Source organism: Arthrobacter sp. NPDC056886 (assembly GCF_042788715.1).
In the GTDB taxonomy this organism is placed as follows: Bacteria; Actinomycetota; Actinomycetes; order Actinomycetales; family Micrococcaceae; genus Arthrobacter.
The window spans coordinates 91,179-103,503 of record NZ_JBHUBT010000010.1; the positions used below are offsets into that span (position 1 = coordinate 91,179).

The following is a 12,325-nucleotide window of genomic DNA, read 5'->3' on the forward strand; positions in this document are numbered from 1 at the left end:
CGGTTGCTCCGCAACGGCCCTTTTGGACGCCCATAAGGGCCGTTGCGGAGCAATCGACGGGGCTTCCGGTACCCATCTAATGATCATCATGCTTACTATTGACCGTTGTGAGGCGCTTCGACGTGGAACCCGTCCGCTGGGGGCGGGGCGTCTGAGGGCTTTGACCGGGCACAGGGTGCCGGAGATGGAGTTTGTTATGAGCTTTGAGCAGGGAATGACCCCGTTGACTGATGATGAGCTGATGGCACAGGGCGGTACCGCCCTGCCGGACAAGGAGGTCGCCTCCGTCCTGGACCTGAACGCCGACCTGAACCTGGGGATCAGCGCCGCAGCCCCAATCGACCTCGGCATCGCGGCCAACGCCAACGTTGCCGCGCCGATTGATGCGGCCGCCTCGGCAAACGTGCTCTCCTTCGGGTCTGAGTCCCAGGCTCTCGCCGACCAGGGCAGCATCATCAACCAGGGTGTCACCGGCAATGCCACCGCAGACTCCACCCAGGACAGCGTCATCGATCAGGGCAGCGGCACGGATGCCGGGACCGCGGCGGATCCTGCTGCAGCGCCTGCCGCCTCGGATCCGGGCACGGCCGAACTTGGCGGTGCCGTACCTGCCGGTACTGTTCCTGGCGGTACTGTTCCCGCTGGTGCCACCGGCGTCCTGCCAGATGGCACGGCCCCGGACCTGGGCGGCGCGGCGACGGATGTGGCCGGAGCCGCCGGCACCGCGGGCGCCCTCAGCGGCAACCTGCTCAACGTTGACGTGAACCTGGACGCCAACGCCGGCATCGCAGCACCGATCAATGGCGCGGTGGCCGCGAACGCCAACGTGGCCGCGCCGATCGACGCGGCCGTCGGCGCCAACATCGGCTCAATCGACAGCAACGCCTTCGCCGTCGCCCAACAGGATGCCATCATCAACCAGGACATCCATGGCGACGCCACTGCGTCGGCTGACCAGCAGTCCGACCTGAAGCAGTAGCACCTAGATGAGCACTGTGCACGGAGGGCCGTCCGGGCAGGACGGCCCTCCGGTCGCGCCCGCCCCCGGCGGCGTCGGCTCTGCGACCGATTCTGCAGCCGGTCCTGCCGCAGTCAATTCCGCCGGATCCGACGCCGGAACGGCCGGCGCCGGTACTGAGGGCGCAGGGTCGTCCGTGGCGGTCGGCCTGCAGCCGGTGCCGGTGCGGGCCGCCGGCGTGCAGCTGATCGGCGAGGCGAAGGGGTCCGGCTACAAGGAAGCCCCGTCGCTGGTGCGCCGCTCCGACGGCCAGACCATCCAGCTCACCCGCCTGCTGTACCTGGTGCTTGAGGCGATCGACGGCGAGCGGGGCCCCGAGGAAATCGCCGAGCACGCCAGTAACAGTTTCGGACGGCTCGTAAGCGCCGAGAACGTCCGCACCCTGATCACCTCCCAGCTCCTCCCGCTCGGCCTCCTCCGGCTGGCGGACGGTTCCGAGCCCGCTGTGAAGAAAGCGAACCCTCTGCTGGGCATGCGCTTCCGGTATTCGGTGACCGATCCGGACCGCACCCGGAAGATCACGGCGCCGTTCGCTACACTGTTCAACCCCTTGATCGTGGTGGCCGTGACCGCTGCCTTCCTGGTCACGTGCTGGTGGGTGCTGATGGTCAAGGGGCTGGCATCGGCCACTCACGAAGCCTTCGCCAACCCCGGCCTGGTGCTCCTGATCCTGGTGGTCACGGTGCTCTCGGCCGGTTTCCATGAGTTCGGCCATGCCGCCGCCGCCCGCCGCGGCGGCGCCACCCCCGGCGCCATGGGCACGGGCCTGTACCTCATGTGGCCGGCCTTCTACACCGACGTCACCGATTCCTACCGGCTGGGGCGCGGCGGCCGCCTGCGCACGGACCTCGGCGGACTCTACTTCAACGCAATCGTGGCCGTGGCAATCATGGGCATCTGGTGGGCCACCGGCTTCGATGCGCTTTTGCTGGTGGTGGTCACGCAGATCCTGCAGATGGTCCGGCAGCTGATGCCGCTGGTCCGATTCGACGGCTATCACATCTTGGCCGACGCTACCGGCGTCCCGGACCTGTTCCAGCGCATCAAACCCACCCTGCTGGCCCTGGTGCCGTGGCGCAGGACAGATCCCGAAGCCAGGCTCCTGAAGCCCTGGGCGCGGGCCGTGGTCACCATCTGGGTGCTGGTCACGGTTCCGCTGCTGCTCTTCAGCATGGCCACCATGGTGCTGACCCTGCCGCGCGTCCTCGGCACCGCCTGGGACAACGGACTCAAGCAGCAGGCCATGCTTGCCCACAGCCTCTCCGCCGGGGACTTCGCCGACGCCGCCGTGCGGATGCTCGCGATGGCGTGCCTGGCCCTGCCGGTGCTGGGCATCCTGTACATCCTGCTGCGCCTGGTCCGCCAACTGGCCACCGGGCTGTGGCAGAAGACCCGCGGCAAGGCCCTCCAGCGCGCCACCGCCATCGTTGCCATCGCGGCTGTGGCCGCGGGCCTCGTCTGGGCCTGGTGGCCCGGCGCGGACACCTACCGCCCCGTCCAGCCCTACGAGCGCGGCACCCTGGCCGACGCCACCACGGCAGTTTTCCCGGCCGCCGTCACCAGCCGGATGGCAGAGGGCCAGTCGGGCAAGACTGTTGCCCTGTGGCCGGAGGGCGCCCGGAAGCCCACACGCGACGAGCCCGCGCTGAGCATGGTCCTGGTGCCCCGGCAGGCCGCCACGGCCGGCTCGGCGGGCACGGCCGGCGCCGCGGCGCCGGCTGCCCCTTCTTGGGTCTTCCCCTTCGACCGGCCGACCGCTCCGGAGGACGACGGCAACCAGTCCCTCGCGGTCAACACCACTGACGGTTCCGTGGTCTACGACGTCGCCTTTGCCCTCGTCTGGGCGGACGACGGCGACACCGTGGACACCAAGAATGAGGCCTACGCCTTTGCCAGCTGCGCGGACTGCGCCGCAGTGGCCGTGGGCTTCCAGGTGGTGCTGATTGTGGGCCAGACCGATGTGATCGTCCCGGAAAACCTCTCGGCTGCGGCCAACTACAACTGCCTCCGGTGCCTGACCTACGCCCTGGCGAGCCAACTGGTGCTCACCCTCGATGGGCCCCTGAGCAGCGACGGCATGGCCAGGCTCAACGCGCTGTGGCAGGAGATCGCTGCCTACGGCAAGGACCTGCGGAACCGGCCGCTCTCCGAGATCCAGGGCCGGCTCAGCGCGTATAAGGAACAGATCATGGCGGTCATCAAGGCCGATCCCAGTGCCACCCCGGCCGGGTCTGCCGGTACGGCCACGACGCCGGGGGCAACATCCGGCGCGACGCCGGGCACCACGTCCGGCGCCTCTCCCGGCAGCACGCAGGCCCCGTCAGGCGCCAGCGGCACCGGGACCACGGCCCCGGCCGGCGGTGCTGCACCCACTGGCGGTACCGCGACGTCCGCTCCCGGCTCGGGCTCGGGCTCGGGTTCCGGTTCGGGTGCCGGGGCCACAGTGCCCGCGGAGCAGCAACCCACGGAGCCCGCAGCACCGGCGCCGGCCGGTTCCACCGCGCCTGCAGCGGGGACGGCCACGCCCGTGCCGACAGGAACCGCCCCGCCGGCGCCCTAAGGCGGGGACCCGAACGGCACCCGGGCCGGGTTCGGCCAGCCCGGGGCCGCGTGTTGCCCGGATGACGGCGCTCCATCCCAGTTGCTGGCCGCCGGGACCGATTCAGGTCCCGTGGAACCCCGGGATTCCACGGGACCGGGGTGGTCCGGGCAGAAGCAACTGGGAGAGAGCGCCGCTCTGGATTTCAATCCGTTAAGCGCTTCGCGGGCCAGCGGGCCTTCCCTTCATCCGCGAGGAGGGTGTACACCGTTTCCGTGGCCCATCTGCCCTGGTATTGCCACTTTGTCCTGCCACTTTTCATCTGCCATGATTCCAGGCGCATGCCGGGCCGTTGAACCCCGATAGGCCAACACCGCGACAATCAACACGACGGCATCCAACGCGGCACCCAACTGGAAAGGCAACACGATGAGACTGACGCTGACAGAATTCCTCACATTGGACGGCGTGGCCCAGGGTCCTGGATCGCCCGAGGAGGATACCAGCGACGGCTTTACCCAGGGAGGCTGGTTCGTCCCCTATCTGGACGAGGATTTCATCCAGCGGGCGGCGAACTGGCTCGCTGAGGCGGATGCGTTACTGTTCGGGCGCCGGACCTACGTCAACTTTGCGAGGGACTGGCCGAACATCACGGACCCTGATGATCCGTTCTCCGAAAAGATGAATGGGTTGCCGAAGTACGTGGCCTCGCACAGCCTGGCACAGGCTGGTTGGGTACCGACCACCATCCTGTCCGGGGACGTCCCCGCACAGGTCGCTGAGCTGAAGAGGCAGCCCGGCCGGGAGCTGCAGATCCACGGGAGTGCCCGGCTGGCCCAGTCGCTGCTGGGCGCGGGGTTGATCGACGAACTGAGACTGGTGATCGCCCCGGTGCTGGTAGGCAACGGCAGGCGGCTGTTTCCGCCCGGAGGCGCCCCGGCGGGCCTGCGTCTGGTCCGCAATGAGACGACGCCGGGCGGACTGACCATTCTTATCTTTGAGTCGGCAGGGCTACCGACGTACGGGACCTATGAGCCTGGTTCGTCGCGTGGATGAGGCAGGCTGAGCCTGTCCCTACGCGGTGCTCTCCTTCGTCGCGGCATTCGTCTCCACAGCATCCCTGCCGAGCCAGAGGCCCAGGCCGATCATCGCGACGCCAAGAATCAGATGCAGCCAGTTGTCGGCAGAGTTGAACGGAACGAAGTTGGCGTTTGCGCTCATGTCGACCACCAGGCCGTAGATCCACAGAAGCAGGTATACAGCGCCGCCGCCGAGCAGGAACAGTCGGGCCATCCGGTCTGTCCGGGCCATGGCAATGCCTGCCACGCCGAACAGCAAGTGGACGATGTTGTGCAGCACGGACACCTGGAAGACTCCAAGCAGCATGGCCCCTGATTCGTGTCCCGCAAAAGTCATGGCGCCGTAATTTGTGGTGATTCCCGGAATGAACCCGAGGACTCCAACCAGGAGGAAAACCGCACCAATACCCATGGCGGTGTTGTGAAGGGTCAACCCCATCATGTGGTGGTGCTGGGCAGGGTGTGAAGCGGTAGTCATGGCCTTCCCTTTCACGCAAAATACTGGCTTCAGGTCGAAAACCGGCCTCGCGGCAGGGGGTCGCAGGAATCCTGCCGACGCCCACATTTTACTCCCGAAAACAGCGCCCGTGCAGGGAAACCAGGACCAAAGAGCACTCGGCGAACCCGCCCGAGTGCACCCGCTGGGGCGGGTTAGCGGGCCTTCCATTCATCCGCGAGGAGGGCATACACCACTTCGGTGGCCCATTCGCCCTTGTAGTGCCATTTGTCCACCTGGCGTGATTCAAGGCGCATGCCGAGCCGTTCACAGAGCGCCGCCGAGTCCGTGTTCAGGGCATCGAGCTTGGCGTCGATGCGGTGGAAGCCCAGGTCCTCAAAGCCGAGCTTGAGCAGCGCCCGGGCGGCCTCGCTTGCGATACCCCGCCCCCGCGCCTCCGGGGCCAGGCTCCAGCCGATCTCGGCCTGCCCGCACCCCTCCAGCCATTTCAGCACCACCTCGCCGAGCAGCCCGGGCGAGTCCGCGGACTCGATGGCCAGGGCCACCCAGTCGCCCTCCTTCTCGAACTCGAAGTTGGCGTACCGTCCCACCGTTTCCATCGACTGGGTGTAGGTCTTGGCCTCGCGGGGCAGGAACCGGGCGGTTTCCGGGAGCGAGTGGTAGGCGTGGAAGGCATCGAGATCGGAGGCTTCAAAGCGCCGCAGCACGAGCCGTTCGGTGCGGATGGGCAGCGGAGGGAGGGGCTTGGGTTCGGTCATGCCTCCAACGCTACCCATCGACTGCTCCATAAGCGCCGTTTTGAGCCGCCACAAGGGCGGTTACGGAGCAACCGATGCCTGGGCGACGACGGCGGCCGTTGCCTCGGCGATCGCCCGCTCCTCGTCGGTGGGGACCACCAGGACAGGCAGGGCCGACGTCGGGGTGGAAATGACCCGGGGTTCCTTGGACCGCTCCCGGTTCAGCCCGGCGTCGAGCTCGACGCCGAGGGCACTGAGCCGCTGCGTCACGAGGTCCCGGAACTGGTGCGAGTTCTCGCCGATCCCGGCCGTGAACACCAGGGCCTTCGCACCGCCGACGGCCACGTGATACCCGCCGATGTACTTCGCCAGCCGGTAGGACGCGACCGCCAGGGCCATGGCCGCCTTGGCATCGCCGGCCTCCGCGGCCTCAACCACCGAGCGCATGTCGTTGTTTCCGGCCAGGCCTTTGAGTCCGGACTGGCGGTTCAGCATCGAATCCAGGTCCTCGGGAGACCAGCCGGTCCGGGCCAGGAAGACCAGGATGGACGGATCGAGGTCGCCGGAGCGGGTTCCCATGACCAGTCCCTCGAGGGGCGTGAATCCCATGGAAGTGTCGATGGACTGGCCGCCGCGGATCGCCGTGACCGAGGCGCCGTTCCCCAGGTGGGCGATGACGGCGTCGAACTCCTCGACCGGAACATCCAGCAGCGCGGCCGCCCGGTGCGCAACGTATTCGTGTGAGGTGCCGTGGAACCCGTAGCGGCGGATCCCGTGGTTCGTGTAGAGCTCGTCCGGCACCGCGTAACGCCAGGCGTGCTCGGGCAGGGTGCGGTGGAAGGCGGTGTCGAACACGGCCACCTGCGGCAGCTCGGGCCACTTCTTCGAGATCGCGCGGATGCCAAGGACGTTGGCGGGGTTGTGCAGCGGCGCGAGCGGGTTCAGCCGTTCAATGGCCCGGGTGATCTCGTTGTTGACCAGGACCGGCTCGGCGAAGCGCTCCCCGCCGTGCACCACGCGGTGGCCCACGGCATCGAGCACGCGGTCCCCCAGGGCTGCGTGGATGGCCGCGTCCACCTGTTCGAGCGCCTCGGCGTGGTCGCGGGGGCCTTCGATCTGGCCGTCGCCCTCGCCGCCGGCGCCCATGCCGATCTTCTCGACCAGGCCTTCGGTGAGCACGGTGCCGGCCTCGACGTCGCGCACCTGGTACTTGAGCGAGGACGAGCCGGAGTTGATGACGAGCACGAGCATGGGGCCTCCTAAGCCTCGGCTTCGACGCTACCCGAGGGTGCGTCGGGACTGGCATCACGCCGGAGCCTGGCGGAGCGCTCCGTGGGATCCACTATAAATTGCCGGACCGGCAAGGGCGCCAATCCGTTGCGAAAGCCGGGCGGGGCGCCTAGAGTCGGCGGACCAACTAGACAACTCACGAAGGGATCTCCATGACTAACGACGCGACCGAGCCCGAGACCGCCCAGCCAGAGAGCACCAAGCCGGCCAGCGGTTCCGGAAAGCCGGACCCGACCGGCGTCGTAGGTGCGAACCCCGCGCTGGACGACACGGGAAACCCGAAGGCAGCCGAGGTCGGAGAAGCCGCTGAGGCCCCCGAGAATCTGGAAAATCTGGATCTCACACCGGCCGGGCTGGCCGATGAGCCCGCCAAGCAGGAAGACCCCGAAAGTCCGGCGAAGCCGGAAAACAGCTGACCGGAAAACAGCTGACTATACACGGGCAGCCGCGGGTGCCGGCTCGGCAGCGGGCTCCACGGACTGCGCCTGGACGGCGGTGATGGCCACCGTGTTCACGATGTCCTCCACGGTGCACCCGCGGGAGAGGTCGTTGACCGGCTTCCGGAGCCCCTGTAGCACGGGCCCGACGGCGACTGCACCCGAGGACTGCTGGACCGCCTTGTAGGTGTTGTTACCGGTGTTGAGGTCCGGAAAGATGAACACGGTGGCCTGCCCGGCGACGGACGAGCCGGGCATCTTGGACTGCGCGATCGCTGCGTCCACGGCGGCATCGTACTGGATCGGGCCTTCGACGGCGAGATCCGGGCGGCGTCCCTTCACGACCTCGGTGGCCTGCCGGACTTTGTCCACTGCCTCCCCGGTCCCGGACCCGCCGGTGGAATAGGAGAGCATCGCCACCCGCGGCTCCACGCCGAACTGGGCGGCGGTCTCGGCTGAGGCTAATGCGATGTCCGCCAACTGCTCCGCGTTCGGGTCGGGATTGACCGCGCAGTCGCCGTAGACCAGCACCCGGTCCGGCATCAGCATCAGGAACACCGAGGAGACGATCTTCACGCCCTCCCGCGTCTTCACGAACTCCAGCGCGGGACGGATGGTGTGGGCGGTGGTGTGCGCGGCGCCGGACACCATGCCGTCCACCGCGCCCAGCTGCACCATCATGGTGCCGAAGTAGCTGCCGTCCAGCATGACTTCCAGGGCCCGGGCGAGGTCCACGCCCTTGTGCGCGCGCAGCTCCGCATACTTCTGGGCAAACTGCTGGCGGAGCTCCGACGTCGCCGGATCCACGATTTTAATGCCCGCCAGCTCGATGCCCCGGGTGGACGCCAGCTCCCGGACCGCGGACTCGTTGCCCAGGACGGTGAGGTCGCAGACGTCCCGCCGGTGCAGAATCTCGGCGGCACGCAGGACCCGCACGTCGTTCCCCTCCGGGAGGACGATGTGGCGGCGCTGGAGCCGGGCCCGCTCAATGAGGTCGTGCAGGAACCGCAGCGGCGTCATCCGTTCCGGCCGCGGCAGGTGCAGCCGCTCCAGCAGCTCCGCTTCATCCACCCGCTTGGCCCACAGGCCGAGGGCGGAGGCCACTTTGCGGCGGTGCCCGGACCAGATCTCGCTGCGTACCTCGGAAACCCGCTTGGCGGTGGTGTACGTGTCGTCCGGGGCCGCGAACACGGGGAAGGGCGCCTGCGCCAGCAGCGAATAGATATTGGGATCCGGGGCCAGGCCGCCGGTGAGAATGAGCGCCGAGGGCACCGGGAACTCAGGAGAGAACGACGACGCGAGGCACCCCACCATGACGTCCGCACGGTCCCCGGGTACGATCACCAGGGCGCCGTCGTCGAGCACGTGCAGGAAGTTGGCAACATTCATCGCCGCCACCTTGATGGAATGGACGTCGCGTTCCATGTCCGGCCGGCCGGCCACCTGGCCGATCCCGAGGGCCGAGGCCACCTCGCCGGTGGTGGGCCGGGCGATGTCTTCCAGTTCCGGGAAGACGTACACGGGTCGGCCGGACGCACCGGGCTTCACGGCCGCGGCGATCCCGTCCACGTCCTCCGGGTCGGCGCGGTTCACCATGATGGCCAGGAGGCTGCAGCGTTCCGCCGCCAGTTCCTTGCGGGCAACCTCGACGGCGTCGGCGGCCTCCGCCACCGTCCGCCCCTTCGCGCCCACCACGGCCACCACGGAGGCGGCCAGGTTGTTCGCGAGGCGTGCGTTGAGGTCGAATTCGACGGCGGCATCCTGGCCGGTGAGGTCCGTCCCCTCCACAATCACCACGTCGCAGTGCCGGGACATTTCGGCGAAGATCTCCACGCAGCGGGCGTCGATCTCGGCCCGGTTTCCCTCCGCCAGCAGCCCGCGGACCTCGGCAAACGTCAGGCCGCCGCGGCAGCGCTGGTCGTCAAGATCAAACCGGGCCTTCATCAGCGCCACCATCGGGTCCGCCGCGGCGTCGTTGCCGTGGACCACAGGCTTGAAGAAGCCGATGCGGTCCGCGTGCCGGTGCAGCGTGTCCGCCAGCCCCAGCGCTATGAGGGACTTGCCGGAGCCCGGGGTGGTCGCGCTGACGTAGATTCCTTTGGCCATGTGTCCCAGCATACTTACACCCCTTGACAGCGGGCACCCAGATGGGATTACCTAATGAACATTCGGTAAATAAAGCTGGAGGCAACGACGCATGGCTGAACTGACGATTTCCGGTGGTACCCACTCCATCCTGAAAGACGACTATGCCTCCGAATGGATGGGCATTGAAGTTCTCGCACTGGACGACGGGCATGCCACGATCCGGATGACGCTCCGGCAGGAAATGCTCAATGGATTCGGCATGGCCCACGGCGGAATGATCTTCGCCTTCGGCGACACAGCCTTCGCGCTGGCCTGCAACCCGGCCAGGCCGAGCCCGGCCGAGGAGGGCAGCATCACCGTGGCCTCCGGCGTCGACATCAACTTTCTCAAGCCGGCGTTCCGCGGTCAGGTCCTGACCGCCGTCGCCAACCGGCGTGCCAGCACCGGGCGAAGCGGGCTCTACGACATCCAGATCTACGCCGCCGATCCCGGCGCGGGCGCGCCCGCGCCGCCGCAGACGGCACCCGCCCGCTCGGTTCCGGCCGCCACGGTCCCGGGCGAACTCCCCGCCGACATCGCCGCTGCGGGGGAACTCATCGCCGAGTTCCGCGGCCGCAGCCGCACCATCTCCAAGAAATAGAAACAGGGAACCACAGATGACCCAAGAAACCGCCGCCGCCACCACTGACGCTGTCCTGGACCGTGAGGAAACCATTTCCCGCGACGAACTCGAGGCGCTCCAGCTCAGCCGCCTGCAGCACACGGTGGCCTACGCCTATGACCGCGTCCCCCTGTACAAGCGCAAGTTCGACGAAGCCGGCGTCCACCCGACGGACCTGCGTGAGCTCTCCGACCTCGCCAAGTTCCCCTTCACCACCAAGGAAGACCTCCGGCTCGAGTACCCCTTCGGCATGTTCGCCGTGCCGCAGAGCGAGGTGGCCCGGATCCACGCCAGCTCCGGCACCACGGGCCGCGCCACCGTGGTGGGCTACACCAAGAAGGACCTCGCCGACTGGGCCAAGCTCGTGGCCCGCTCGCTGCGCGCCTCCGGCGTCCGGCCGGGCATGAAGGTGCACAACGCCTACGGCTACGGCCTGTTCACCGGCGGCATGGGCGCCCACGCCGGCGCCGAGGCCCTCGGCTGCACCGTCATCCCGATCTCCGGCGGGCAGACCGAACGCCAGATCACGCTCATCCAGGACTTCAAGCCCGACGCCATCCTGGCCACCCCCACGTACCTGCTGACCATTGCCGACGCGATGATCAAGCAGGGCATCGACCCGGCTTCCACGTCACTGAAGTACGCGGTCCTGGGCGCCGAGCCGTGGACCGAAGAAATGCGCCACGAGCTCGAGACCACCATGAACCTCAAGGCCTGCGACATCTACGGCCTCTCCGAGGTCATGGGCCCGGGCGTCGCCGGCGAAGCCGTGGAAACGCAGGACGGCAGCCACATCTGGGAGGACCACTTCCGGCCCGAGATCATCGACGCCTTCGACCCCACCGTGGTGCTGGGCGACGGTGAACCGGGCGAACTCGTCTTCACCTCGCTCACTAAGGAAGCGCTGCCGATCATCCGGTACCGCACCAAGGACCTCACCCGGCTGCTCCCGGGCACCGCCCGCCCGGCGCACCGCCGCATGGGCCGCATCACCGGCCGCAGCGACGACATGATCATCCTGCGCGGCGTGAACCTGTTCCCGTCGCAGATCGAAGAGATCGCCCTGCGGATCCCCGAGCTCAGCCCGCACTTCCAGCTGGAACTCACCCGACCCGAGGGCACGCGGATGGACCAGCTGACCGTCAAGATCGAGCGCCGCGACGCCGTCACCATCGACGGTGCTGCCTCCGCCGCCAGGGTCCTGCAGCAGCAGATCAAGATCCATGTCGGCTCCTCCTGCACGGTCGACGTCGTCGAGCCCGGCTCGCTGGAGCGGTCCAACGGCAAGCTGCGGCGGATCTACGACATGCGCCCCAAGGGCTGAGCGAGCACCCGATCGTGAGAAACTAGCCACTATGCCCAGCACAGCAACCACCACCAAGCGCGGCCGCCCCGGCTATGACCAGCAGTCGGTGCTGGTGATCGCCGTCGACGTCTTCAACCGCCACGGCTACGACGCCACCTCGATGGGCATCCTGGCCGAGAACCTGGGCATCTCCAAGTCCGCGATCTACCACCACGTGCCCTCCAAGGGCGACCTGCTCAAGCTCGCCCTGGACCATGCCCTGGGCGGGCTCGAGGCGATCCTGGACCAGCCCGGGGCCACCACCGGCTCGGCCGACGCCCGGCTGGAGTTCGTGGTCCGCCAGACCATCTCGGTGCTGGTGGAGCGGCTGCCCTTCGTGACGCTGCTGCTGCGCCTGCGCGGGAACACGGAGATCGAGCGGGACGCGCTGGAACGGCGCCGCACCTTCGACCACAAGGTGGCCGCCCTGATTTCCGAGGCCCGGGATGAGGGCTCGCTCCGCCAGGACATCGACCCCCGCACCGTGACCCGCTTGCTGTTCGGCACCATCAACTCGATTGTCGAGTGGTACAAGCCTGGCGGATCGCTGTCCCCGGAGAAGCTGGCCGACGACGTCATCACCATGGCGTTCCACGGCCTCCACGTCCCCCGCTAGGCCAGGGACCTTCCGCTCCGCCGCCCTCATAGACGGCGCGGAATCCCTCATAGACGGC

At 68.0% G+C, this 12,325-nt stretch carries 11 protein-coding genes; 7 read left to right on the forward strand and 4 right to left on the reverse strand.

Features of this window, described 5'->3' with window-relative positions; translation table 11 throughout:
• Window positions 1-196 precede the first annotated feature (196 nt).
• From ACFRJ8_RS17495 to ACFRJ8_RS17505, 3 genes are all read left to right on the forward strand, one after another.
• The gene (locus ACFRJ8_RS17495) at window positions 197-979 is read left to right on the forward strand and encodes a peptidoglycan-binding protein (RefSeq protein ID WP_377987439.1); all 783 of its coding nucleotides are present in this window, start codon (window positions 197-199) and stop codon (window positions 977-979) included.
• A gap of 7 nt (window positions 980-986) precedes the next feature.
• A complete protein-coding gene (locus tag ACFRJ8_RS17500) occupies window positions 987-3,578 on the forward strand; it encodes a hypothetical protein (protein WP_377987441.1) in 2,592 nt (863 codons plus the stop codon).
• 408 nt (window positions 3,579-3,986) lie between these two features.
• The gene (locus ACFRJ8_RS17505; RefSeq protein ID WP_377987443.1) at window positions 3,987-4,613 is read left to right on the forward strand and encodes a dihydrofolate reductase family protein; all 627 of its coding nucleotides are present in this window, start codon (window positions 3,987-3,989) and stop codon (window positions 4,611-4,613) included.
• Window positions 4,614-4,631: 18 nt separating this feature from the next.
• On the opposite strand, the gene ACFRJ8_RS17510 is transcribed toward ACFRJ8_RS17505, so the two are convergent.
• From ACFRJ8_RS17510 to ACFRJ8_RS17520, 3 genes are all read right to left on the reverse strand, one after another.
• Entirely contained in the window at window positions 4,632-5,114 is a 483-nt protein-coding gene (locus ACFRJ8_RS17510) for a DUF4383 domain-containing protein (protein ID WP_377987444.1), read from the reverse strand.
• 173 nt (window positions 5,115-5,287) lie between these two features.
• Entirely contained in the window at window positions 5,288-5,851 is a 564-nt protein-coding gene (locus ACFRJ8_RS17515) for a GNAT family N-acetyltransferase (RefSeq protein ID WP_377987445.1), read from the reverse strand.
• 60 nt (window positions 5,852-5,911) lie between these two features.
• Complete coding sequence (locus tag ACFRJ8_RS17520; protein WP_377987447.1) at window positions 5,912-7,081, reverse strand: acetate kinase; 1,170 nt, start codon at window positions 7,079-7,081, stop codon at window positions 5,912-5,914.
• 191 nt (window positions 7,082-7,272) lie between these two features.
• Between ACFRJ8_RS17520 and ACFRJ8_RS17525 the strand changes: the two genes are divergently transcribed.
• The gene (locus ACFRJ8_RS17525) at window positions 7,273-7,536 is read left to right on the forward strand and encodes a hypothetical protein (protein WP_377987449.1); all 264 of its coding nucleotides are present in this window, start codon (window positions 7,273-7,275) and stop codon (window positions 7,534-7,536) included.
• A gap of 15 nt (window positions 7,537-7,551) precedes the next feature.
• Here ACFRJ8_RS17525 and pta read toward each other — a convergent pair whose 3' ends face one another.
• Complete coding sequence (gene pta / locus ACFRJ8_RS17530; protein ID WP_377987450.1) at window positions 7,552-9,663, reverse strand: phosphate acetyltransferase; 2,112 nt, start codon at window positions 9,661-9,663, stop codon at window positions 7,552-7,554.
• 91 nt (window positions 9,664-9,754) lie between these two features.
• On the opposite strand from pta, the gene ACFRJ8_RS17535 reads away from it, so the two are divergent.
• From ACFRJ8_RS17535 to ACFRJ8_RS17545, 3 genes are read left to right on the forward strand one after another with little or no spacing between them, the layout of a single operon-like run.
• A complete protein-coding gene (locus tag ACFRJ8_RS17535) occupies window positions 9,755-10,285 on the forward strand; it encodes a hotdog fold thioesterase (protein ID WP_377987451.1) in 531 nt (176 codons plus the stop codon).
• Window positions 10,286-10,301: 16 nt separating this feature from the next.
• Window positions 10,302-11,630 carry a phenylacetate--CoA ligase PaaK gene (gene paaK / locus ACFRJ8_RS17540; protein ID WP_377987452.1) on the forward strand — a complete coding sequence of 443 codons (1,329 nt, stop codon included), beginning with the start codon at window positions 10,302-10,304 and terminating at the stop codon, window positions 11,628-11,630.
• A 31-nt stretch (window positions 11,631-11,661) separates the two neighbouring features.
• Complete coding sequence (locus tag ACFRJ8_RS17545) at window positions 11,662-12,267, forward strand: TetR/AcrR family transcriptional regulator (protein ID WP_377987453.1); 606 nt, start codon at window positions 11,662-11,664, stop codon at window positions 12,265-12,267.
• The last annotated feature ends 58 nt before the right edge of the window (window positions 12,268-12,325 follow it).

Bases quoted from the DNA above. Each gene is read 5' to 3' on its own strand.
- ACFRJ8_RS17510 (WP_377987444.1), bottom strand. From the start codon at position 5,114: ATGACTACCGCTTCACACCCTGCCCAGCACCACCACATGATGGGGTTG.
- pta (WP_377987450.1), bottom strand. From the start codon at position 9,663: ATGGCCAAAGGAATCTACGTCAGCGCGACCACCCCGGGCTCCGGCAAG.
- ACFRJ8_RS17535 (WP_377987451.1), top strand. From the start codon at position 9,755: ATGGCTGAACTGACGATTTCCGGTGGTACCCACTCCATCCTGAAAGAC.
- ACFRJ8_RS17545 (WP_377987453.1), top strand. From the start codon at position 11,662: ATGCCCAGCACAGCAACCACCACCAAGCGCGGCCGCCCCGGCTATGAC.
- ACFRJ8_RS17520 (WP_377987447.1), bottom strand. From the start codon at position 7,081: ATGCTCGTGCTCGTCATCAACTCCGGCTCGTCCTCGCTCAAGTACCAG.
- ACFRJ8_RS17505 (WP_377987443.1), top strand. From the start codon at position 3,987: ATGAGACTGACGCTGACAGAATTCCTCACATTGGACGGCGTGGCCCAG.
- paaK (WP_377987452.1), top strand. From the start codon at position 10,302: ATGACCCAAGAAACCGCCGCCGCCACCACTGACGCTGTCCTGGACCGT.
- ACFRJ8_RS17525 (WP_377987449.1), top strand. From the start codon at position 7,273: ATGACTAACGACGCGACCGAGCCCGAGACCGCCCAGCCAGAGAGCACC.
- ACFRJ8_RS17500 (WP_377987441.1), top strand. From the start codon at position 987: ATGAGCACTGTGCACGGAGGGCCGTCCGGGCAGGACGGCCCTCCGGTC.
- ACFRJ8_RS17495 (WP_377987439.1), top strand. From the start codon at position 197: ATGAGCTTTGAGCAGGGAATGACCCCGTTGACTGATGATGAGCTGATG.
- ACFRJ8_RS17515 (WP_377987445.1), bottom strand. From the start codon at position 5,851: ATGACCGAACCCAAGCCCCTCCCTCCGCTGCCCATCCGCACCGAACGG.